General features: G+C 54.9%; 13 protein-coding genes. 7 read left to right on the top strand and 6 right to left on the bottom strand.

Annotated features, from left to right (window positions below; genetic code table 11):
• Nucleotides 1-55 precede the first annotated feature (55 nt).
• Together R3C20_06030 and R3C20_06035 are read left to right on the top strand one after the other, a co-directional pair.
• A complete protein-coding gene (locus R3C20_06030; protein MEZ6040043.1) occupies nucleotides 56-3,793 on the top strand; it encodes a DUF1559 domain-containing protein in 3,738 nt (1,245 codons plus the stop codon).
• Nucleotides 3,794-4,058: 265 nt separating this feature from the next.
• Nucleotides 4,059-4,625 (top strand): hypothetical protein, encoded by a 567-nt coding sequence (locus tag R3C20_06035; GenBank protein ID MEZ6040044.1) that lies wholly within the window; start codon nucleotides 4,059-4,061, stop codon nucleotides 4,623-4,625.
• A gap of 33 nt (nucleotides 4,626-4,658) precedes the next feature.
• Here R3C20_06035 and R3C20_06040 read toward each other — a convergent pair whose 3' ends face one another.
• On the bottom strand, nucleotides 4,659-5,984 hold the full coding sequence (locus R3C20_06040; protein ID MEZ6040045.1) for an alpha/beta hydrolase: 1,326 nt from the start codon (nucleotides 5,982-5,984) through the stop codon (nucleotides 4,659-4,661).
• Nucleotides 5,985-6,423: 439 nt separating this feature from the next.
• Between R3C20_06040 and R3C20_06045 the strand changes: the two genes are divergently transcribed.
• The 3 genes from R3C20_06045 (at nucleotide 6,424) to R3C20_06055 (ending at nucleotide 11,615) form a co-directional block, all read left to right on the top strand.
• Nucleotides 6,424-7,701, top strand: coding sequence for a metallophosphoesterase (locus R3C20_06045; protein MEZ6040046.1), 1,278 nt, complete (start codon nucleotides 6,424-6,426; stop codon nucleotides 7,699-7,701).
• Between the two features lie 66 nt (nucleotides 7,702-7,767).
• Complete coding sequence (locus R3C20_06050; GenBank protein ID MEZ6040047.1) at nucleotides 7,768-9,384, top strand: FAD-dependent oxidoreductase; 1,617 nt, start codon at nucleotides 7,768-7,770, stop codon at nucleotides 9,382-9,384.
• Between the two features lie 662 nt (nucleotides 9,385-10,046).
• Nucleotides 10,047-11,615: a hypothetical protein gene (locus R3C20_06055; protein ID MEZ6040048.1), complete on the top strand. Its 1,569-nt coding sequence runs from the start codon at nucleotides 10,047-10,049 to the stop codon at nucleotides 11,613-11,615.
• Nucleotides 11,616-12,920: 1,305 nt separating this feature from the next.
• On the opposite strand, the gene R3C20_06060 is transcribed toward R3C20_06055, so the two are convergent.
• Nucleotides 12,921-13,391 (bottom strand): hypothetical protein, encoded by a 471-nt coding sequence (locus R3C20_06060; GenBank protein ID MEZ6040049.1) that lies wholly within the window; start codon nucleotides 13,389-13,391, stop codon nucleotides 12,921-12,923.
• A 113-nt stretch (nucleotides 13,392-13,504) separates the two neighbouring features.
• On the opposite strand from R3C20_06060, the gene R3C20_06065 reads away from it, so the two are divergent.
• On the top strand, nucleotides 13,505-14,131 hold the full coding sequence (locus tag R3C20_06065; GenBank protein MEZ6040050.1) for a sigma-70 family RNA polymerase sigma factor: 627 nt from the start codon (nucleotides 13,505-13,507) through the stop codon (nucleotides 14,129-14,131).
• Nucleotides 14,131-18,519, top strand: coding sequence for a DUF4159 domain-containing protein (locus R3C20_06070; protein MEZ6040051.1), 4,389 nt, complete (start codon nucleotides 14,131-14,133; stop codon nucleotides 18,517-18,519). The genes R3C20_06065 and R3C20_06070 overlap by 1 nt, the downstream gene beginning before the upstream one ends.
• Nucleotides 18,520-18,631: 112 nt before the next feature.
• Here R3C20_06070 and R3C20_06075 read toward each other — a convergent pair whose 3' ends face one another.
• From R3C20_06075 to R3C20_06090, 4 genes are all read right to left on the bottom strand, one after another.
• Nucleotides 18,632-20,308, bottom strand: a complete 1,677-nt coding sequence (locus tag R3C20_06075) for a sulfatase (GenBank protein MEZ6040052.1) — start codon at nucleotides 20,306-20,308, stop codon at nucleotides 18,632-18,634.
• A 43-nt stretch (nucleotides 20,309-20,351) separates the two neighbouring features.
• The gene (locus R3C20_06080; protein ID MEZ6040053.1) at nucleotides 20,352-21,689 is read right to left on the bottom strand and encodes a DUF1501 domain-containing protein; all 1,338 of its coding nucleotides are present in this window, start codon (nucleotides 21,687-21,689) and stop codon (nucleotides 20,352-20,354) included.
• A gap of 67 nt (nucleotides 21,690-21,756) precedes the next feature.
• Nucleotides 21,757-22,122 (bottom strand): four helix bundle protein, encoded by a 366-nt coding sequence (locus R3C20_06085; GenBank protein MEZ6040054.1) that lies wholly within the window; start codon nucleotides 22,120-22,122, stop codon nucleotides 21,757-21,759.
• A gap of 34 nt (nucleotides 22,123-22,156) precedes the next feature.
• The gene (locus R3C20_06090) at nucleotides 22,157-25,129 is read right to left on the bottom strand and encodes a PSD1 and planctomycete cytochrome C domain-containing protein (protein MEZ6040055.1); all 2,973 of its coding nucleotides are present in this window, start codon (nucleotides 25,127-25,129) and stop codon (nucleotides 22,157-22,159) included.
• Nucleotides 25,130-25,141 lie beyond the last annotated feature (12 nt).

Raw genomic sequence — 25,141 nt, forward strand, 5'->3', positions numbered from 1 at the left:
CGCATTCAATGCGTCACATCACACGATTGATGGTGTCCGTCAGCCGCCGCTTACGTTGAAAGAAGTTTTAGCTTCTATTGCGATTTGGAAGCAAAAGCGAAACGAAGCTGGAGTCGACGACGCGACGTTCGACAACTTTCAAAGAATCGCTCGCACGCATTACCTGCCTGCGGATACACGGTTTGAGGTGATACCGCGATTTGAAACGTCATCGGGTGTCTATTCGATCTGGTCCGTGAGGATCGTGATGCCGCAAGTCAGCAAACCGGAATGGACCTATGCGTTTGGGATTCGACATCAGTTTGTCGCATGGAATTCGAGGATGGCATCGCAGATCCACTGGGGAATGCCAGACAATGGTTTGCAAGCTGGCTTTCGACTGATCCCTGCACAGAATGATTATCGCGTGGGACAAGTCGTTGATGTCGAGTTTCTTTATCGCAGCATCTACGGTCCGGCAATCGTCTCGCTGCCGAACGCCTTCATGCATCAGGAGGCGCATCTGCGACGGAGCGAAACAAACGATGCGCTTGAAGCCATTGTGGACGAGCAGGAAAAGATCATCGGCGGTTGGATGTCGCATCTTGTAACCGAAGAGCCCATCGCCCGCAGGGGGCAAAAGATCGGGTTCACGGATGATCCGAAGGCCGACTTCAACACGAATGTCGGCACCCGGCTGATCGTCTCGCCCACCGATGGCAAGCTGAGCCTCTCCTTCACCGTCGCCAATCCGGCAGATGGTGCGGAAGGACAGTCTTTAGAAACAGGAGAGCTACACTTCCGTGTCGTCAGGGACGAGTTGTCACAAAGGGATCCGCAAGCCGCGAGTGGCATTGATGCGACTGCAATGCCGGTTCAAGTGGAATCCACCGACGGTAACTCAAGCCAACCAGCGAAGCGATCCTCGAATTCTGCCCGTCAGGGAACCGTCGAAAACCTGACGAAGATCATCTACGCACTGCACCGTTATCACGATGCGCACGGGCACTTTCCTCCGGCAACCATTCTCGGCAAGGACGGCCAAGGTGGACCGCCGCATAGCTGGCGAGTCGAATTGTTGCCGCTGCTGGGCTACCAGGAACTGTATGACGATTATCACTTCGATGAACCCTGGGACAGCGATCACAATAAATCGCTGCTCGCGAAGATGCCCGACGTGTATCGCTCACCACTGGATAGTGCGGATTCGGTCAATACGTCGTATTTGGGAGTCGTGTCGGATGACGTTTCGAAGCGAGCAGCAGAACTTCAGGAGATGCGGGACCAGCGCAGTGGCGTTCTGGAGCCTGAATACGAACAGTACACGCCCGAAGCGACGGTGTTTTGGAAACAGCGTGGCGCGTCTTTCATCGACATGCATGACGGAACGTCAAACTGCATCGCCGTGATTGAAGCCCAACGAGACATTCCCTGGACCAAGCCGGCCGACATTGACTACTCCGCCGAGCAACCGTTGCCCGAACTCGGCGGCTGGTTTGAGCAGGGCGTGCATGCCGCGATGGCCGATGGGATGGTTAAGTTCCTGGCCAGCGACAACGATGAACAGACCATTCGCAACCTGCTGACCATTACCGATGGCGTTCCCACCAAACCGCTGCTGGTCCGACGATTGCGGATTCATGGTGCCATCGCGGTCGCTGAAGGCGAACCGGAAGCGGCCGCTGGTCCGGAGTTCTGTCAAGTTCCCGACGGACCATTGCTGCGGATTCTGCCCGACCAGCGTTCGATCATTACCGAAGCCGATATCCTCGAAGTCGCCGCCACCACCGCCCCGAACAATCCTCCCGGAGGTGACATCGTTGCCATGACGTTAACCGAAGAAGCCGGCAAGCGGTTTCTTGACGCGACGACGGCGCTGAGCGAGCAAGGAACGAACGGGTACATGGTGATCATGCTTGACCGAAAGGTCGTGAACGCACCGAGAGTACACGGACCGATTAGCAGTAAGCTGACCATCACTGGCAAGATCGACGCAATGAAACTCGCCGAACAGATTCAGGCGGCCATGGACGAAGTCAAATCAGTTGACCTGGCTCCCGCAATGAACGGGGGAGATGACGAGTTAGCTTCCATTGACGAGGTGTCACCAACAACCGACGTTCGGCAAGGAAACGCGGCACTCACGGAATCAGGCTCCTTCGTCAAAGTTCCTCTCATGGTCGAGTGGCATCCAGAGTCTGCAATGAAGAAGCACCTCGGGAAACGTCATCTGACCATGCTTGCCGATGGCAATATGAAGGATGAACGATATCCGAATGCGGTCAGCAGAGTGCTGCGGAGTATTTTCCATGACTGTCGTCTGGAATCCTTTGACCGGATAACCCGCGACGGGGTCGACTACTGGGACGCGAGAATTTTCGTGCCTCTCAAAGCGGAATACTCTATCGGGACGCTGTGGTACAAGGATCCCATTCGCACGCTTCGAATCGGAGACCGCCACACCCCCGTTCCCGCGCCAACGCTGACACAGGATGATCCTCAGGCAAAGCTCGACGAAGAGCTGAAAAATGGATTTCACCTGCGACTGGATGATTCGACCGAAGGAGAGACAGGGCTGGCGTTTGACGGTGGTTCAGCAGGAAACAACTCGGATTACTTCGAAACGCGGATTACCGAACAACACGGTTTTCTGACAGCGAAGCAATCTGTATCTCTCAACGAGGCGGTCGCTGCGTTCAATGGGATGGCTGGCGAGAACGCGGTGGGCAGAAAGCAACCGAAACTGACCGCTGACGAAGTCGTCGCCTCGATTCGTAACTGGATCGATCGAAACAAGGGGAACGCCGCCACGCGCAAGGAACTTCAGCAGATCATCGACACCCAGACGCTCCGTGCCGGGCACCAGTTGTCCTTTACCTCACGGTACGTCAGCGAGGGCCACGTGTTCGATGTCTGGGAAATCGGATTCGGTGACGATGCCTCGGTCCCCTGGCTCAGAATTCGCGACGTTCTCCTGGCGTCACGCCCGAAAACTCAGCAGGAACGAGAGCTGTGGGAACAGATCAGGACGGAAATGGCAGAGAGCTTTGATCGCGTCAGACTCGGTGGCTTAGACGCGTCTTCGCAGCGTTCACCTGAGGAACAGACAAGACTCGGAAAGCTCCTTGATCAGGCCTATCAGCCACCGGTAGTCATCCCCGGCACTCGTTCCGCTGCCGATGAGGCGGCTCTTCACAAATTTCGGCCCTACCGAGCGACTCGAAGAGCACAGGTGGAAGACGAGATTCACAAGATGCTTCAGCAGCCAACGTTGAAATCCATCAGGAAGTTGCCGCTTGCTGAAGTCGCCAAACAGTTTGGCAGATTTCACGATGTAAAAATCGTTTTCGACCCCTTGTGGCTGGAGGATGAAACGCCCGATTTGAATCAGCCAGTCAGCGCAGACCTGGGCGACCTTTCGCTGGGAGCGGCTCTCGACTTCATCCTGGTACCGCTTGGAATGTCCTACATCGTCCGCGACGACGAAATCCGAATCACTTCGATCGACAGGGCGGAGGCCTACCAATACGAACGAGTCCATGAATTGCCGCCGCCATTGAAAGGGCAGGAGGAGCAGGTCATTCAGGCCTTGACGACGAGAATCACTCCAGACAAATGGTGGGTTGCTGGCGGTGAATATGTTGCCGCGGCAACCGACGGCCGGTTGACCATCAGTGCAAATCGGGATACTCAGATGGCGGTTGTGGAACTGCTGGAGGAGATGCGGTCAACCTACGACTCACTGCCGACGTCAGATTCTGCCGACGGTGACCGGACGGGTCTTGAGGAATCGCTCGAACCGATCAAAAACTGAATCAAGCTTTGAAACACTGCATCGAAGTTCATTCTGAACTCATCCCATCCGTGATATAACCATTGCACCAAAGGACGGTACTCATGCCAATTCGCTGGCCAACGCTCTTATTGTTCGTTACATGTTTCGTTGGCTGTGACAATGCTGCCAGACAACAAGGAGACACCTCCCGGGCGAAAACGAAGCCCGGGCGATTTGTCGATTCTGCGGCAAAGCCGTCTTGATTTCGCAAACCAATGCTCAGTCCAAATCGGGAGTGTGGATCATGTGGAAGACACGAGTATCGATTGTCGTCCTCGCATTGCTAGTGACGAGTTCAACCGCTTTCGCACTCTATTCGGTTTCCAATACGGGCAATTGGCCGAAAGACTGGCCAAACGAACTGGAACCGTTGCGCAAGCAATCGCGCACTTTGGTTGGCCCAACGTTGGAGGCTCAGCATTTTGCGCTGCGATTCAAGACTCGCGAAGAGTTTGAGGCCGCCTGGCCACACATCCTGAAAGTCAAAAGCCAGGGAGCCCCAATCTTTCTGGTGAAAGGCCCCAACTTCTTTCTCGGCAAAGAACAAGCAGGAGTTGTCGTTCACTGTCCTCCCAAAGGTCAGTGGGACAACCCGAAGACGCCCGAAGCGCCCATCGAAGGCTACCCCATGGAATCTCGATCGCGCTGGCAATGGACCAACTACATCGAGCTGCTTGTTGACGGACAGACAGTCGATCTCAACTGCATATCGCTACCACTTGATACGCCCATCATTGACGAGCGATTCAAGGCGGAGAAAGCAAATGGTGACGCCAGCTCACCCAAGCCGGAGAACCCCAAACCTAATTAAGAGAGGCCGGGGCATCCAAAATACACACACTGGCTACTGGCGTTGAGCAGAAATTCCCAGAGTTATGCGCCGCAGTGGTTGGGTGAGCTGATGTAACTGGTCGAGTACCTGCGGATGGCTTCCGTAGTACGAATGTCCCAACAGATCGTTTGATCCCGGCACGGATACTCGAATAACCGTTATGCCTTCGATGTCCAGATTCGCTCGGGCATCACCGGCACGGTATCTGCCACCATGCACTCGCCGCGATGCTTCCAGGGCCAGATCGCTTTCGGAAGCATAGACAGTGATGCCGCTACAGACTTGTTTGATGTCACCAACCAGTTGACGAAATTCCACAGCATCAACATCGGGAGCGGCAAGAATCAAATTCGCCAGCGGTGCCGTTGAGACATTTCGTTCTCGCCACGAAGCCCAGATAGGAAACCGCTGCGGAATTTCGTGAGTTCCATTCACGATGCTGGTTCGGGTGCTGTCGATCGCCGCAAAGACGTCGCTTACATTGGCTGCCGATTGGAGACGAGCTCGCACGAACATGTCCGTCGGCTGCCCGACCGGGTCAATGGTGCCAGTCAGAGCGTTGATGGCGCGTAACGTCACTCGATTACCCATGCTGTGTGCAACAACATGAAGCTTGCACGATGGTGCAAGGTTGGTCCGCAGTCCATGAAGTAATTCCGCAAGACTCCAGAAGTGCCGTTCGGCTGAATGCTCATCCTGCTGATACGCCAGAGTCTTCGCCTGTGAGTTCCAGCTAAACACAACGACTGGACCGGCAAAGGGCATATCCTCTGCAACCTGAGCAGCTCGAGCCACGGCTTCGGGCAGACGCACATTAAAGCCATGAATAAAAATCAGAATATCCTGCGACCCACTTTGCTGGCGCAGCGTTTCCAGTTGAGGAAAAAACGTCTCTGAGACAGATTGTTCAATGTGCCTGAATGCAATGCCTGGTTGTTTGTCATTCTGTACGGGACATGTGCCGCGTCGACGATTGTTGGGAATGACGACATCGCAGAACTGAAAGTGCGTGTCCGCCGACCTGTAGATCGCATCAACCACCTGCTCCGAAAGCGGCTTTGTCGCCTGAAACGGCAGTGGCTCGTCGGGCTGCACCATCGGCCGATTTGTTACAACGGCTACCTTCCAGGTTGTGGCTGCATCCAACACTTCCCGAACTGGCGGGGAAGCTCGTGGAGCGGTTAGGTAGTCGTCAATGAGCATGCCCGCTTCGCCGTGGCCGGGAAGAGGGTCAACGTATGGAAACAGCCACTGTGGAGCAGCCTTCAAGACGAAAGCAACGGCTGACAAGGTCAACGCCGCCGCAATTCCTTTTCCGTAACGAAACATGCCATTCATTGGCCCGTATCCTCCTTTGATATCCGCCAAAGGCTAACGAATTTTGGGCACAGCCGAAATACCGGACTGAAAGGCATGACGCATGGAGATTTCCGGAGTCATCTGCTGTCTGAATTTTGTCAGGAATTGCAGGCGGGATCCTGCCACATTTGTTTGTTCTTGATCATGGCGTTGAGGGTGATGAATAGTTTTCGCATTACGGCAACGAGCCGTCCTGCGTGCCGGTCCCGATTTTTCAACGGACCGTTAAGTTAAGTTCAGGTCCCGCGACACAGCCTTGCTCGAGGTACTCCGTTTGGGGATACTCACTGGCAGACAAAAAAACGGCTGTAATCCTCAGTCTTGATTCTTCGCTTCGACGTTGAGGCAGGCCAAAGCAGTCAAGGTGAAACGTTTCCTTTGCGATTCCCCTTTGCCATTCTTCAAGCAGGAATCCACGATGTCCGTTGATCGCAGAAGATTCCTTTCTAACTCGATCCTTGCCACATCGGCGGGAGCACTCGTTGGAAAACGATCAGTTACGGCTCAAGATTATTCTGACTATTCGAAGGACCCGAGGCCGGATGTGGCGGAAGGCGCCTGGACCGCTGGCGGACCTGACGGACCGGTGTTTGCAGGAAGCGCTGTCGTCACTGGTCCGGCTGCGGATGAAGTTTGCATCCTCCAGCCGGTTCAGCGGCTGGCCACAGGATATCTGGAATACGCAGTCGAAGACGGCGACTGGCAACGGGTCGATGCCGACGATGATGGTCTGGCACCACTGGCAGAACATGTCCTGAAATTTCGCCTGCCACCTCTTCCGCCGGGAAAGGTGATTCGGCATCGAGTGGTTGCCCGCACTGCGGGCTGGATTAAGGTCAGGCAGTTCTACCACGGTGAATTCAAAGTCGGCGAGCCGCAGACCAGTGAGGAGTTCCGTTTTCGCACTCTTGATCCGACCGCTGACCAGACAACCTTTGCCGTTTGGAATGATACACACGAAAATGAAGAGACACTCAAAGCACTTGATGAACTGACGAATGCGTTCAAACCGGACTTCATGCTTTGGAATGGAGATCAATCGAATGATGTCCACTTTGAAAATCAAATGGCAGGCCAGTTTCTCGTGCCGGAAGGGCTCGCGATCGCAAACAAGTGGCCGATGGCATATGTGCGAGGCAATCATGATTGCCGTGGTCCCGCGGCGCGTTCTGTGGCCAATTTCACGGGGACGCCGGGGGATCGATTCTATTATGCTTTTCGCAGTGGACCGCTGGCAGCGATCGTACTTGACACCGGTGAAGATAAACCCGATGACAGCCCCTATCTAAGCGGTATGGGAGCATTTCAAAAGATGGCGCGCGAGCAGGCAGACTGGCTCAAACAGTTTGTGAAGACTCCGTGGTTCGTCGAAGCACCACATAAAGTCCTGTTCTGCCACATCCCGCTCTGGTTCGATCATCCTCGAATTCCGGGAAGCACTTCCAACGTTGCCGCGTATATTCGCAGCCTGTGTATCGACACGCTTACCGAAGCAGGAGTGAAACTCGTCATCTCCGGGCATACTCACGACTTTTTGTGGATGCCGAAGAAGGCGAGCCAGCCAATTGCCCAGTTGATCGGCGGTGCTCCACATCCGAAGTACGCAACGCTCATTCAGGGAGTCGCGACACCGGAACATTTGCACCTGAAGATGATGAAACTCGATGGGACGATTCTGACTGACGTCACACTGTGATGCGGATGGTCGTTTTCGCAACTGATCGGACAATGAAGATACGATATTGTTGAAGGGAGTGAACCAATGCCGGTGCAGCAGACGCAGATCGATCGAAGAGAGTTTTTGCAGTCGACGGCTCTGGGAGGAATCGCTGCAACATGGACGACCTTAAGTGCAGGATCCTCAGTTGAGGATGTCAAACGCAACTGCGACACGTTCGTCTACGGCAGCACGCCGGGAGGAATTGCCGCTGCCATCGAGGCGGCACGGCGAGGGGATCATGTCATCCTTGCCTGCCCGAAACGTAATCCGGGAGGTATGGCGGCGAGTGGTCTCTGCACAACCGACGCGGTTCGACGTCATCTTTTTGGCGGGCTGGTCCTTGAATTCATTAATGGCGTTCGTGAGCAGTATCGTCGAATTCTGGGAGAAAACGCGAAGCAACTGGCCCTGACGCGAGACGGCTGGCACTACGAACCCTCTGTTGCTGAAGCCGTGTTCAGAGAGATGATCGAGAAGGAAGAGCGGATTACCTGGCTGCCTGGAATGTGGCTTGAAGAATGCACTCTTGAAGCACGATACGTTCGGTCCGTCTCACTCGAATCGATGGATAAGTCTGCTACGCAATCTCGCACCATTATCTCTGCCAGAACGTTTGTTGACTGCACCTATGAGGGCGATCTTGCTGCCAAAGCAGGTGTTGACTATCGGGTAGGGCGCGAGGCATCCGACGAGTTTGGAGAGTCCAAAGCCGGCATTCACTACATGAACTGGCGAACCGGTCAACAGATCATGACACCAGATACCGGCGAACCCTCGGAGGCGATTCAGGCATTCTGCGCTCGATCGATATTCACGAATGACCCCGGGCATCTGATTCCCATCGAGAAGCCGGAGTCCTACGAAATGCACTTGCCAGATCTGCTCCCTTTGCGTGAAGATTTCCGAAGTGGACGGCAACGGAACTGGGGGAGAGGAACGGAACTGCCACGCAGCAAATATCAGATGAACGGCAGCATTACCGGGCTGACGAGCACCAATTGTCCAGGAGTGAACTGGGGATACCCTGAGGCCGATCGCTTTCACCGTCAGCGGCTCGACGACTTTCATCGTGATCATGTCGCAAGTCTGATCTGGTTCCTGCAGCATGACAGTGCCATTCCGGACAACGTGCGAAACTATATGCTGGGCATTGGACTTCACGATGAGGAATTCGTCAGCAACGACCATTGGCCCTGGCAGCTGTATGTCCGACAGGGCCGACGCATCAAAGGCCGGGCTGTTCTCACACAACACAGCTTCACACCTGACAATGCGACTGGCAGGACTCCCCAGGTCGAAGGCGCAGTGGCGATGGGTGAGCATTCGTTTGATGTTCACCCGTGCCATGATCGACGATTTCTTGTGGACGGTTTCATGGAGGGAGTTCTCTGGTATCCGAAGAAAGCCGATGGCCCAGCGCAGCCAGGACAGATCCCGTATGGAGCAATGTTACCGAAATCCCTTGATAACCTGATTGTCCCTGTTGCGATGTCAAGTACGCATGTCGCGATGAGCGTGTTGCGCATGGAGCCGGTCTGGATGACAACGGGGCAGGTCGCCGGTCTTGCTGCCGCGACGGCCCGCCAACAATCACTCGATGTCGCCGAGATTGATCCGAACCCCCTACCGGAACGACTTGGAATTCTGATTCACGCATAAGACGGTTGCTGCGGAAATCACGATGGGCGTAGACAGGCGTTCGTAGGCGGGGGCAACCGTAGACGGGGGCCAACCAAAGTAGATGCTGATTGAGACTTTCCGTCAACCGTGGTTGTTTTCGCTCCAACAATGCGGGCCTATTGAAGGATTGTTGATGGCATCGGTGGTTTTGCCGTGGCGTTGAATCGGGAGGCTGGCGTCACGCGATTGGCGGCCCGGCTTTTGGCGAATTGTTCGACGGTGTGCAGCCAGAGTTCAGCCGACAGATTCAGTCTGTCCAGAATCGGCGGAGCGTTCTTTGGAATTGAGCACGGGTGCGATGCCCTCGTGGAGCGTGTGAATGTTCGTTCGGTCCATGTGTCGGATTGTTGCGATTGCAATAACTGCTCGACCCCCGGTCACTTCAGAAGGTTCGCCCGTGCAAAAGTAGCATGTCCCTTTTGTGGTCCGCAGGATCCCATCAGCCGGTCGATTTGAGGCTGAGCTCCACTCGCATGGGCTTCCAGCCGCTGATACGCTGCATCGATCGCGGTCTTAGAATCTCCTTTTCTACCGTCTTTTTGTGGCGATTCAGTGATGCTGAAGAACATCACTTCCCCTATTGAAATCCCGACACATCGCGAGGGTTTTCCCCGAGAAATACGAAACGGAAGAAGGTACTCATGATGCGTAAACTGTTGATGATAGCGGGCCTGTCTGTTGGCCTTGTGCTCGCCGGATGTGAAACGCACTCCGTAAAGAACGGAGAGATTCAGCAGGGTGAGTTGGTGGAAAGCGACATACTAAAGTCAGCTTTACGTAATTCCGTGATGACGATGATGGAAGAGCAATACAAACGCAGCGGCAAGACAGAAGCCCCGCCTCACGAGACTGTCGAGAAGATCACCAAACAGTTAATCAATGTGGGGCGGCACTTCAACCCAGAGTTTCTTTACGTTTTGCCATCTACTGAAATTGCACTTGCGGCAGGAAAAGGAACAAACGACATGCAATCCCGGATCCTGTTCGCGGGGAGAATCGCACTTAATGAGGATGCAAAACCAAGGGTTGCCTCGCATGAAGTACGATGGCTGCGTGAAAAATATTTCCGTAACGAGCTGACATTAGCTCAAACTGAACTGCTGGCTCATTGGGCAGACGCTGAATGGAAGAATCACCAAGCAGAAGATCGCATCCGCCAAAGAGAATCTCCGGCGGAAGTGTTGGAACTTTTGGACAAAGAACGGCGACTCGGCCTGTTGAAAATTGGCATCCAATGGAATTCACCCGCTGCCTTCGTGGCTCAGCCAGTGAAGGAAATTGAGACATCCCCGGAGACCAGCACACGTACTGCGATTGACTGTAATGGGGTTTCTGGATTGGCATGGAATCCTTCCGGGCAAAGCTTTGTCGCGGCGACCCGCCACCAACTCCACCGTTTTTCCTTCCCAGAGATGAAAGAAACGCATTGTGTGAAATGGCAGGCAGCATCGGAGGGGATTACGGGCATGCAGTTGATTCCGACTTCTGCCGGGCTGTTGGTTCTCCAGAGCGGGCGAATGGTCCTGCTGGATTTCGACTCCCTTGAGACGAAGTGGGAAGTGTACGGCCCTTTTTCAGATCCAGCAGGCAATGCCACGCACAACGAAGTTATGGTTGCCTATGGAGGATCGAACGACCTGGTGATTTTCGATGCGGAGACTCGTGCAGTACTTGGTCGCATGCCTCGCGAGCGTTTCAATGTACTCTTCCCGACGGACCACAACAGCAAGAAGAGACTGTTGTTTACCTGTTATCCAACGCCAGGGAAGTTTCTTTGCATTCGCGATGAAGTTGTGGCCTTGACGCACAACCAGAAATCGGTTGATGTTATACCAATCGACAGACAGCTGGAAGAAGACGTGTCCCTGCCATTCCTTTCCATAGACTCAACGGGAAACTATTGCAGGGTCGGTGACAGAGTGTTTTCTTTAGAAACCGCGCAGGGTTCTGGTCGGGCGCTCAGCAAGCAGTCCAAGTGGGTCTTTGGTGCGGAAGGTACACTTTGGGAAGTCAGGTGGACGAGAAAGAACCGGCAGCTTGCCGTCTCCCGTGGTGATGGTCCGGAACTCGCAAACATGGTTCTGACACCGCGTGACCCGGACCATCCTCAAGTTGCCGACGTCACCGCAATTGCCCCCCACCCCACAGATGGGAGACGGGCGATTATCGCTCACGACTCACAAATTAAGCTGGTCGAATTAGAGTTCTGACACGAGCACGGGTGCGATGCCCTCGGGGAGCGTGGGCATGCTCGTTCGGTCCAGGTGTCAGATTGTTGTAGTTGCAATAACTGCTGGACCCCCCGGTCACTTCAGAAGGTTCGCCGGTGCAAAAGTAGCATGTCCCCTTTTGTGGTCGTCAGAAAGTGAACGTCCCCGTGGGTGTCGTAAATCCTGCGTTGCTTTATGGAGGGTAGCGAACGTACGAAGCATGCCCACGCTCCGCGAGGGCATGGCACCCGTGCCTCAATCTCACCCTCGCAATGCCTGTTCTCCCCAGTCCACCTTGATCCAATTTCACTTGACGATGCGGAAGCCTACCAATCAGACTCCACTCGTCAATGAATTTTCGATGGACCCACTGTTTCAAGGACGACCAAAACTCAAATAAACGGTTTCTGCACCTTTGTGCGTTCCGTGAGAAATGTGAGGTATATGTCAATGTCTGAAAGGAACAAGGCTTGCTTCCATGACTAGTCGCCAACAGAGAGTTATATTGTTGCTACTCGGAAATGTTGTTTTCTTAGTTGCAATCGTCTTCTTACTTCTGCCGGTGCTCAGCACACTATTGTTGCATCGTGGGCTTCCTGATCACATTCATGGTCAGCACGATCTACAGTTTGAGATGGTGTATTCAAGCCGTGAATTCGGTCCGGAATCTGTGCACGAGATATATTTTGGAGAATTCCTTCTTGGAATCTTTCTGTGCGGCCTTCACCTTGGGCTGGTGTTCGGGGGAATTAGTCGATGGTGTGCAAGTCTGATTAAGGCAGCATGATAGAATTGGAAAGGCAGTTCCGTTTGCGTGTTGACGATCGTAGGCTTCATGAAATTGCGGGACGGTCACGACTCGGCAGAGGCAATCGCCGACAACACGAAAACGTCAGAAAGTGAGCGTCCCCGTGGGTGTCGTAAATCCTGCGTCGTTTTCTGCGCGGCTGTGTCATTCATAGAGGTTAACGAATCGTACGAAACATGCCCACGCTCCGCGAAGGCATGGCACCCCGCGCCGGTCGTCGTCCCAGATCGTCGGCGACCTCGACACGCAGCGACCGATTGATGCCATGAAGTGCTACACCTTCGCCACGCTTTCCAAAGAGATGTTGACAAACGCGACCGCGGGAAGTGAACCATCGTCTTCGCAAAAATTGATCGATGCAATTTGCCCGGCGTTTGTGTTGGTCATCGGCTCTTCCAGGAACAAAAGACATTTGGCAGTCGCAGACTGTTTCAGGTGACTGGTGCTTCGTTCAACCCATGAACCGGATAGCGCATTCTTTTCGTTGACGAGGACAGTTACCACCAGTCGACGACGACGGATCCGAGACGAATATCGGCGGCCAGGATCCTGACTTTGACGATGTCGCCACTCAGATGCTTGTGCGATTTCGCCGGAATCATTGCGTAACTTCCGGGAAGCAACTCAATCAGATAGCCCGGCTTGCCGTCGCAGCGGTCCGCGGTTTCCACAAACCGGACGACACGGGCTTCATACTGAGCGCCGATAACAATTTTTCCCGTTTCCCACGGATCTGGATGTACGTCTTTCACACTGGCTGCAATTTTCCCCGTTGCCGGATCGACATGCCTGATTCTGACAGTCAATCGATCACCGGGTTCAGCAAACTGGAAACAGGAATTGAACGAAGCAATCCACGATGTCTGCGGAATCACGACGAGCATGTCATCTGAACCGTGGCGACAGAAGACCCCAAAGACCTGAGGAGAGACCACGTCAACAGTGACGATATCACCGGCAGACAGCATCAGAACCTTTCCGGACATCAGGTGTGCAGTGTTTGAAACATTCTAACACGCGGCCAATCAGGATTTCGTGTAAGGAATCTGCAATCATGTGTGAAATCCAATAGAGGACACACATGAGCGATTGGCCGGAAACGAGAGAAAGCCTGATTTTACGGGTCAAAGATCCAGAGGATCAGCTTGCGTGGTGCGAGCTGATCGCTGTCTACCGACCGGTCGTTTGTCGAATGGCCCGGGCACGCGGGTTGCAGCACGCTGATGCTGAAGACCTGGCTCAGAATGTTTTCGCCTCTGTGGCCAGGGCAATTGAAAGCTGGCAGCCCATTGATGGCGGGCCACGGTTCCGAAACTGGTTGGCCAGAATCAGTCGCAACGCAATCCTCAATGCGCTCACGCGGTTACGTCCCGACGCGGCGGCGGGCACGTCCAGTGTTGCGGAGGTTCTCGACGAAATCCCGGCTGGCAGCACTGAGCCAACTGACGAAGACCTGAAACTGGACCGGATACTGCAACGAGAAAGTCGCCTGGAGGCCATTCGCTGGGCAGCGAACGAAATCCAATCCGAATTTACCGAAACGACCTGGTCGATCTTTCACGCTACCGCCATGGAAGGCCGCGCGGCGGCACAAGTAGCTGCCACGTACAAGCGTTCGATTGGTGCTGTGTATGCCGCACGTTGTCGAGTTGCCGCTCGACTGAGACAGAAGCTCGAAGAATTAACAGATCTTTGGAGAATAATCTGATGCAAACGTCCGCGACATGCATTCCTGACGACGCATTGCGATTGTTCATCGCCGGCGAATTGCCTGAAAAGCGGTTGATCGAAGTCGAAACACACCTGTCGAACTGCGACACCTGTCGGGCGGCATTGGAGGCAACGGTGGGTGATCTGGACTGGTGGAATGATCTTGAAGAGGCATTGGGGGCAACGGCTCCCCAGGCGTGTGATAACGAATACGCGCTGGACGCACCTGTTGATCAGCGAACGCAATTGTTGGAACTGCTCGGCCCGACTGACGATCCCGCCATGCTGGGGCGTATCGGTAGTTACGAAATTGTCGCACTGCTTGGACAGGGAGGAATGGGGGCGGTGTTCAAGGCATTTGATCGTTCGCTCAATCGATACGTGGCCATCAAGATGTTGCTGCCTCATCTCGCAGTGTCTGGCGCTGGCAGAAAGCGATTCGCTCGCGAAGCTCAGGCAGCGGCGGCCGTGGTCGACGATCATGTGATGGCGATTCACGGAGTCAGCGAGTGGCGCACGGTGCCCTATTTCGTGATGCCTTATTCACGTGGTGTGTCGCTGCAAAAACGACTCCATGAAGAAGGGCCGTTGGAATTAAAAGAGATCCTGCGGATTGGTATGCAGGCTGCAAGAGGACTGGCAGCGGCTCACGCCCAGGGCCTGGTGCATCGCGATGTAAAGCCGGCGAATATTTTTCTGGACGAAGGAGTTGAACGCGTACAGCTGATGGATTTCGGTTTGGCTCGCGCCGTCGACGATGCAAGCCTGACCCGATCCGGTACCCTGGCTGGGACACCGCAGTACATGTCGCCCGAGCAGGCTCGCGCCGAAACCGTTGACCACCGCAGCGACTTGTTCAGTCTTGGTTGTGTCCTTTACACGATGTGTACCGGCCGCGCACCGTTCCGCGCCGAATCTTCCTACAGCGTTCTGCGATTGATCACTGACAAAGAACCTCGCCCTGTTCGTGAGATTAATCCTGATATCCCGGAATGGCTGTGCGCCGTCATCAGCAAGCTGATGGCAAAATTGGCAGACGACCGGTTTGAATCCGCTACGCAGCTTGCCGAACTACTTGAAGATTGCCTGGCTCACGTACAGCAGCCCACTTCGTCACCGCTACCGACGTTCATCAAGACGCTTGCCGAACATGATGAGCATGGAAGAACGACGTTACTCGGCGGCCCGGGCCGGCACCTCGGAAAACATATCGCAACCGCAGCTTTCGCATTATCCATGCTCTTCTTCGGCATGCTGATTGTGCTGGAGTTAAACAAGGGAACTTTGACGATTGATTGCGCGGCGGATGATATTCCCATACGGATCACGCAAGGCGAACAGATCGTACAACGATTGACCGTTTCGCGTCAGGGCGCAACACACCGGATTGCGGCAGGTAATTACGTGATCGAGCTGGATAGCGATGGCTCGGAGATGTCCGTCGAGAATGGAGCCGTGACATTGACTCGCGGCGGTACCGCGGTCGTGAGCATCAAGGTCAATGCAACAGATGACATGGCCCCAATGGACGGAGCGGGCGAGTCGGTCGACTCAAACAACCACCTTCACGACCATTCGCACAAACAACTTACGCAGTTTGTACCAGACAACTCAAAGCTACTGGTCATCAATGACGATTCGCAGCCGGTCGCGGTTGACGCGATTGTCCGCGCCGAATTCTATTCAGGCAGGGACGATCACTGGTCGAAGTTCCCCGATCGTGACAAAACGATTTCACTGGCCGGCCTTCCATCCGGTAAGAGTCTTCTCGCCACTCAGCCGCAACACAATGTCATCTCAGTGGTTTCGCCGAGTAGCGAAGCCATTACCATTGGCCGTGTGAAGCCGGAACAACCGGATCGTTTCAAGGACGTAACCATCAGCGTGGATGTCCAAAAGGTCCATCTGCCTTCGCCGACCGAACCGAACTACTGGATTCGACTGACATTCGACAACGCGTCTGGACAGACTTTCAGCGTCACCGAACGGGACTTCACTCTAACGACGGTATTAAATCGGCCCGAGAAATTTCAACAGTTCGAAATTCTTTCGCCCCACTGGCGGCGCGATGCGTCACAGATGCCGGACCCGATTGAGATCCCGCACGGAGCGTCCGCGACGTTGATTTTGAACTGGAACCAGTGGGTCGCCGGCGGTCTCTGGATCACTGGCGGCGCGGTTCGAGAAGCTGGAACATGGCCACCGGAAGACGAGCCGGGCAAAGTGTGGGTGCGGATCAATGCTTCTGGTTTTGCAACCAGACCTTTGGCCCTGCCTCATCCGGAATCGCTCGATGACGTCCCCCATTCAATTCAAAGAGCTTCAAAAATGATGTCCTTCGATTGGCCAATCGAAGTCGCCAGTCCCGAAACTTCGGTCGCAGAGCAGGGCCAACGAACCTTATCGTTGCAATTCCGCGAATGTCCCTGGCGAGAAGTTTTGCAACATGTCGCCGATGAGCTTTCTTTGACGCTGAACATCGAAACCGAACCAAAGGGCACAACCACGATAAGCGAATTGAGCATCAGCGATGACGCTGCGATCAAGTTACTCAATCGAAGTCTGTGGGAGCAGTCGCTGGTGATTCGACGCTCGCCCACAGAATTGAAAATCACGCCGCGTACCTTGGGCGACAAGCTGTTCACAGACAGCGCACTCTTTCCGACGTTCGTCGTTGTGCCAGACAAGTCTGGAACTACACGCCCACCCGTGACGATTGCGGCTCGCGACGCAGTGGTGCACGATCCGCCGAAATGGCTGCGCGGTGTGCCCTTTCCTAAGTTGAAGTTTGCTTTTACGCGAATTGAATTCGATAGCCAGGGTAAGGAGAGTGCCTGGCGAGCAGGATATTCGGAAGCTGATCGTATGATTGCAGGATACCTCTCGTTTCACATGGGGTTTGCCTATGAAAGACCAAATGCGACCATGCGGCTAACCGACCCCCGACTATCTGAACAACGGTTCGTTTACCTCTCGAACCCTGCGGACATGTCTCTTAGTGACAACGAGGTTGCGGCCCTTCGCGACTACTTGCTCGGCGGCGGTTTTCTTATGGTTGATCGTTCCTGGGGCGCAGCAGACCTGGAGGCTTTCCGTCAAACGATGAAGCGAGTCTTGCCGACCCACGATCCCAAACCTCTCCCCATGAGCCATCCCATCTTTCATGGAGTCTACGACTTGCAATTCAAGCCACAGGTTCCGAACTACACCGACTTTGGTTTCGCGATGCGAGATGTCTCGGTCTCATCTGCCCTCAGCGGAGAGCGCGCCACCATGCCAGATATGAAGTTAGAACCTGCTGAGTACGACGGCTATTTTGATCATGAGCGATTGATGGTCTTACTGTGCCATAACAACGACTTCATGAGCGCTTGGCGACACAGCAACCTAGGTGCACCCGGGGAGCGATTCCCGGGGCTATTCTCGTCTGTCGACGAATACACGAGGATCTATGGGAGATCGCAAGCCTTTCCCATGGCCTTGAATGTCATCTATTACGCGCTGACACAACGCGCCACGGCTTTGCGCACAAACAGCAGCGATTCGTCCAATATTGAGATGCGAGACCTGTTCGACCAGTACGTCAACAAGAACGGCAAGATTCCAGCCGACGTGTTGCAATCTGCCATCGATCAGGTCGCAGCACTGGGGGCAAGTGACTATCGATTCCGGGATATCGTTCTTGATGAACTGAAAAAACAGTGTGGCCCTGATGGCGACCGAGCGATTCGTCGGAACCTGCTTCGGCTTGTAACCAAATGGTTGAGCCAGGCTGGTGAGAGTTCCTGGAAAACCGAGTTTGTCAGGAGTCAGGGCGTTGTCCCGGCAGAAATCAGCTCAGCGCGGCACGATGCTGACTCGAATCTGTTGGCAATGGTCATGAAACTCGCCCGATCGAGTGACAGCGGCGACATCGATATGTTTGTGATGGCAGCTCGTGCGGCCCACGATCCGCTGACAAAGCTGCTGTTCCTGGAAGTGCTCGGCAATCGATCCGCGGGCGGAGATCCATTTGAGTATGAAAAGAGTCCCGCTGCCATCAAGCCAAGTGACGGGCCCTGGTCGGATCGCATGGGCGGCAGTTGGCGGGATGCGAAATTTCATGCGGCGGTGGGCCTGGCTGAACTCGGTGATCCCAAAGGCGTTGAGTGGCTGATCGCAGGCGCTAGGCGCAACGACTTTGGCATCGATGAAACCGTCTTTCGTGGTGCCCATGTAGCAGCCAGGACCGGAAGTCTGCGAGAAAACTGCAAGCTGGCTTTACGAGATCTGTTTTTCGATCAAGACGACGACAGACAAACGCAAAAGACCATCGACTGGGAGAATTACTGGGCCCAAATTCGTAACGACTTTGTCCCACATCCCGTAAGACTCATCAACCAGTGAGAGGTTCGCCACTGATTTACAGGTCACCCACCACGTGATTGAGTTTGGGGTGCAGATCGCCGCCGCATGAACCTGACGTCCCAGGAAGCGAATTGAGCCGTGCAACGGCAGACTACGGACCTCTATGGGTCTGCACGTTGCGTTGGCCTGCTTCGAGTTCTTTGAGGCGACGTTGCAGATATTGATGGGAGATCTCGACGGCTTTGGCGCGGTCGGCTGCGTCGTAGTCCCAGAACTCCTGGACGACTTTTTCGCATTCGGGGAAGTGCGTGCCATCGTCGCCGATCTTCGTCCGCAATTCGGCGAACTGACGCTTCAGGTCAGTTACAAGCATTGCCTGATCGGGGTCATCGTACAGGTTTCGTGTCTCGTGGGGATCATTGACCAGATCGTAGAGTTCCCAGCCGGGAGGCGTCTGGTAGCCACCGTCGTAGTTGCAGCCGTAGTAGTAGATGAGCTTGTGCGTTCTCGTGCGGATGCCGACATGCGCCGGGTTGTCGTGGTGCACCATGTGCATCCAGTAGCGATAGTAAGCGGCCTGCTTCCAGTTGCTCGGCTCCCGTCCGGTCTCCAGCAGCGACTTGAATGAACGACCTTGAACGGAATCGGGTATTTGAGCACCAGCGAATTCCAGCATCGTCGGCGCGAAGTCGACATTTTCGACAACGGTATCCAGCTTCTGGCCAGCGGGGATGGATTGGGGATATCGAACCAGAAACGGCATGCGCTGCGATTCTTCATACATCCAGCGTTTGTCCTGATAGTCGTGCTCACCCAGCATGAAGCCCTGATCGGCGCTGTAAATGATCAGCGTATTGTCGAGCTGGCCGGTCTGCTCCAGATAGGCGAACAGTCGTCCCAGATTGTCGTCGATTCCCTTCACGCAACGCAGGAACTTTCGAAGGTACGCGTTGTACGCCATGCGCGTGTTTTCTTCATCACTGTAGTTCGCAGGGTTAAAGTTCGCCGGGAACTCTTTCGGGTACAGCGCAGGAAGGTCGCCAAGGTACGAGCGACGTGGATTGCGTCCGCCAATGGAGGTGCCGATGTGCGGGATCAGTTCGTCATTCGCACCACGTGTGGCGATGGAACCGAACTTGGGATCGCGAATCCACAGCGTCTCCGGCTCCGGGATCTCAACATCGGCCAGATAGGTTTCGTATCGCTCTGCGTTTTCGAAGTAGTCGTGTGGAGCCTTATAGTGATGCATCAGGAAGAACGGCTTGCCTTCCTCTCGCCCGGTTTTCAGCCAGTCCAACGTGATGTCGGTGATTGCGTCCGTCGAATGCTCGTCCGGGAACTTGATGACGTTCTTTCCAAACGGCTTGTCACCTCGAATCAGGAATTCGGGATTGTGGTAATTTCCCTGGCCGGGGAGCACACAGTAATAATCGAAGTCGGCCGGTTCGTCTTTGAGATGCCACTTGCCGATCATGGCGGTCTGATAACCGGCCTGTTTCATCTGGATGGCCAGCATCTGCTTGCCAGGCGGAACTTTCCCAGCCAGATCAAACGCACCGTTCGTGTGGTTGTACTGGCCGGTCAGCACGCAGGCTCGTGACGGTGAACAGATCGAGTTGGTACAAAACACATTCGTCAGCAATGCACCCTCATTCGCCAGCCGATCGAGGTTTGGCGTTGGAGCAATCTTCGCCAGCCGGCTGCCATACGCCGAAATCGCGTGCGCTGCATGATCGTCCGACATGATGTACAGGATGTTCGGTCGCTCGGCAGCGGTGGCGGCAGCGGACAGAAGAAGTAGCGGAAGAAGAAATATCCCGTGTCGCATGGTTTCGTTCCAGGTTGAGAGATCAGCGATAAGTCCGTTGGCTCTATGTGATCATTTCCTGAATCACTTCGCCACCAAACTGGCTGAGTTGTTTGAAGCGGCCGCAGTGGAAATAGGTCAGTTTATTGTCGTCGAGGCCGAGGAGGTGCAGCAGTGTGACATGCAGATCGCGGATCGGATGAACGCATTCGACGGCGGAGGCTCCAAGTTCATCGGTGGCTCCCACAACGCCTGGCGTCACGCCGCCGCCGGCAAACAGCATCGTCATGGCGTTGTTGTTGTGGCCACGGCCGAGCGAGTATACACCGCCGCGTTTGTTGTTGTCCGGCGTGCGTCCAAATTCCCCGGTCCAGATGACCAGTGTATCCTTAAGCATGTCGCGCTGTTTGAGGTCGCGAATGAGTGCTGCGATCGGTTTATCGACACTCTTGATGCGGGAAGTATGTCCACGTTCAAGATAGTCATGGCTATCCCAGCCACCACTGAAAATCTGGACGAAGCGAACACCGTTCTCCACCAGCCTGCGGGCCATCAGGCATTGGCGACCAAACGTCTGCGTATCGGGATCATCGAGACCGTACAGCTGCTGTATCTGTTGCGTCTCTTGATTGAGATCGATGACATTGGGAACTTCAGCCTGCATGCGGAAGGCGAGTTCATAGCTTTCAATGCGGGCTGCAAGCTTTTCATCGGCCCCCGAACGGTCGAGATGTTGTTGGTTCAGCCAGGCGAGTTCATCGAGGGCACGGCGTTGGTGATCACGCGACTTGTTGGGCTGTGCGGCCAGGTCGAGCAGCGGTGAGCCTTCCGGACGAAGCCTGGTTCCCTGATAATACGGTGGCAGAAATCCGTTGCTCCAGTTGGTCGGGCCACCCTGCGGTAACGCAAGTTCCGTCATCACGACGTAGCTTGGAAGATTCTGATTCTCGGTCCCGAGTCCGTAGGTCGCCCAAGCGCCGAGTGCCGGATCACCGCCGAGTCGGCTGCCGGTGTTCATGTGGAACAGGGCTTCGGGATGGTTGAGCGATTCCGCCTGACAACCGCGATAGTTGCAGAGTTCATCGGCGACATACGGATCGGACAGGTGCTGCCATTGGTCGCACATCTCGATGCCGGTGTCGCTGACCTTCCGAAAGGAAAATGGGCTGCCAACGAAGAACTTGAAACCCGTTTCCAGCCCGCCCTTCAACTTCGATTCCGACTTATGCAGACGCGTCAATTCCGGCTTGGGATCGAACGTATCCATGTGCCCTGGGCCGCCCTCCATGAACAGCATGATCACGTTCTTCGCCCGCGCGGGGAGCATGGGCTGCTTCGGCGCCAAAGGAGGAAGGGTGAAGGCGGAAGGCGGAACATCGTCGGCGCGAAGAAGCGACGACATTGCCACAGACCCTAGGGACATACCGAGTCCGAGCAATGCTTGCCGTCTAGAAAAGACTGATTGTGTTTCAGGAATCATTTCTTCGCTCCGCCTTTGACTTTGCGTTCTTGATGCAGGTTGTGAAGATTGCGTTCAACTCTTCCGTCTCAGCAATCAGGTTTGTGAGTAGCTCAGGATTGACGATTTCCGATTCCGACAGAAGTTCCAGCCAGTAGGCAGTCTCTTCCAGTTCCTGATGGCCTCCGCCAAGCTTGCTGATGAACTCGGCGTCGGATCGGGCTCTGGTTCCTTCCCGATAATGTGCTCCAACGGATGTCCCAGACCGCAACAACTGTTTTCCAATGACTTGAGCCTCTGTGCTCTTGGGAAGTCTCCCGTAAAGACGTATGACCCGTAAGGCAAATTCCTTCGTCCTCTGTTTCAAGTCCCTCATGGTTCATCCTTCAGCCTTCTACCTTCATCCTTCTTCAGTTCACATACAAGAACTCATTCCCATTCAGCAGCAGCAGACAGACATCCGCCAGTGCTCTGGTCTCTGGAGCGACATCCGCGGGTTTTCTGTCCGGTACGTAGCTCTCGAAGACCGGCAGGATTTCCTGATACTCGAAGACCTGACCAGAAAACTCTTCGACCAGCGAACGGGTGATTTCCGTCGGATACGTCACGGGCTGAGCGGGCGTCTGGCGGTGATAGGCCACCATGTCATGGAAGTAGCTTGAGAGTCGTTCGACCTCGCTGTCCGTTGCATCACGTCCGAACACGAGTTCAAACGCACGTTGAATCTGCGAACCAGGATCTTTCGATTCCTGCTGCAGTCTCAATGCGAACGCAATGGAACGATCCGTCATTTGATCGCTGTTGAGCAACGTGAAGACCTGTGGAGTCACGGCTGCCGACTCGCGCACTTCGCACGATTCATTTGGATTGGGCTGGTTGAAGAGTTCCGTGAAAGGATCTGCCTGTCCGCGCACATGGTAGGCGTAGATCGTGCGGCAGTTGCGTTCCTGAGGTGTTCGCGATGGCTGATAGGCAGGGGCCAGTGAGAATTGAATCATGCGAGGCTGCAGCGCAACTTCCATGTTGATCTCCGGCATGATGGGCAGTCCGCCGCTGCGATCCTGAAGTTCTCCCGTGATCTGCAGAATTCCATCACGGATCTCTTCTGCGCTGAGACGTCGTTTGGGGAAGTGGGACAGGAGTCGATTGTTGGGATCGGTCGTCTTCCAGGACTCGTCATGCGGCGGTTGAGATGATCGCTGATAGGCATCCGTCAACATGATCAGCCGATGCAAACGTTTAATCGTCCAGCCATGCTCCACAAAATCCGATGCCAGGAAGTCGAGCAGTTCCGGATGTGACGGCCTGGCTCCTTTCGCACCAAAGTTGTTGGGATTTGCCGCCAGTCCGACTCCGAAGTGCCCCTGCCAGATACGGTTGACGATCGAACGCGTGGTGAGCGGATTAGCCGGATCAGCGATCCAGCGAGCCAAACCCAGGCGACGGCCATCGACATCCTGGGTCAACAAGTAAGGATCATCTGCTTCTTCCCGGTTTGCTGTGACTGACACAGCACTCAGCACCCCCGGTTGCACGACATCGCCCGGTGCCGTCAGTGCTCCGCCGGTAAGAATATGGCATTCAGGGGGCGTGCCTGGTTGCTTGCCGCGTTTGATCCGTAACTTACGAGCACCGTTCCAGGCAAGTTCAAAGTTCGCCGCGTTATAAACGCTTTGGACCATCGGCTCATAGCGTTCGAGCTGCCGAGTCCAGATCCATTCATCCTGCTCGCGGACTTTCAGTTGCCCCTCATCAACATGATCCAGTCCAACGGCGCGCGGAGGCTTTTCCTCATCCGGGAGATCCTTTCGGGCGGCTTCGTCCTTGTAGGGCAGGTTGTGTTCATCGAACCATTTCCGGGCTGCGGTCTCACGTTTCTCGACCAGCTTGTTCTTCTCAGCGACGGTGAAGTCGAGCATCCGCTGTGCGTGGGCACGTCCGGTCTCGAACCCGTCCTTGCTCTCTTCGGGAAGAAACGGCGCGGGGCGTTCCGCCATCTGTGTGGTCGAAAAGGCTGCATAAATCCGGTAGTAGTCGCGAGTCGGGATCGGATCAAACTTGTGATCATGGCATTTCACACATCGCATTGTTGTGGAAAGAAATGCCTGGCCCGTGATGTTGACCAGATCATCCAGCCACATCTGGCGGGCTTCTGCTTTCTCCACCATGGCATTGTCCCAGGGACCCAGACGAAGAAATCCGGTTGCGATGATCCACTCTGATTCTTCAGCGGTGTAATCTCCGGCGAGCTGCGTCTGGTGAACTGCCGCCGCTCCCTTGCGATCCCGCACCGATTGATCCGCCAGTTCATCGCCGGCGAGCTGCTCAATGATGAAGTCGTTGTACGGCTTATCGTTGTTGAAGGCTCGAATGACGTAATCTCGGTAACGCCACATGTTGGAACGTTCGTAGTCGTTCGACATACCTCCGGTGTCGGCATAGCGAGTGACATCGAGCCAGTGTCGGCCCCAGCGCTCACCATAGCGGGGACTGGCCAGGAGTCGATCAATCAGTGCCGTCCACGCGGTATCGGCATCTGTCTGAAATGCCGCCACAAAGGAGTCAACCTGTTCTGGTGTTGGCGGCAGGCCATACAGATCGAACGTGGCACGGCGAATGAGCGTGCGAGCGTCAGCACGGGGGGAAGGAGACAAGTTGGCCTTCTGAAGCGACCGAAGGATGATCGCGTCGATGATGGCAGTTGATTGACGATTGATGATTGATGATTTTTGATTTGAGAGGGAATTGGCAGTTGAACCTGCGTCCTGACTACTTCCCTCTTCAATTAACAGTCGTAACTCGTCACTCGTCAATTTCTTAACCGGCTGAAACGCCCACAGATCATCTGGTTGATAACGACGATTGGTCCAATCGGCGGAAGTTCCTCCACTCGTTGCAAATCGCATTCCCTCTTCGGTGACAGCTTCCGGACTCTCTTCTTCCCGAATCCGTGCTTGTGTCTCTTCATCGGGCCAGGGCGCCCCCGCCTTGATCCAGCGTTCGATTGTGGCGATCTGTTGCTCTGTCAGGCGATCATTCTCTTTGGGAGGCATCTCCAAATCGTCCCAGCGAACCGCTCGCAGCAGAGTGCCTTCGTCTGGCTTCGACGGGACAACGGCAGGGTCCCCCGATTCTCCTCCGGCCAGCAAATGTGCGCGGTCGACAATGCTGTATTCGCCTTTGATGTCACTCGGGTCACCGCCATGACAGCCGAGGCATTTTTGTTTGAACAGCGGCAGGACTTTGAGTGTGAAGTCGCGTTCGGCGGCTGTGTTGTCGGCGGCACGCAGCGGGTGAGCTGCCAGCAGAACGGCAGTCAGCCAAAACAAATTGATGAGCGGTGATTGTTGATTGATGATTTTTGAACTGCTTTCTTTTCGCATCAGTTTCTCCGC

Source organism: Planctomycetaceae bacterium (assembly GCA_041398825.1).
Classification (GTDB): Bacteria; Planctomycetota; Planctomycetia; order Planctomycetales; family Planctomycetaceae; genus F1-80-MAGs062.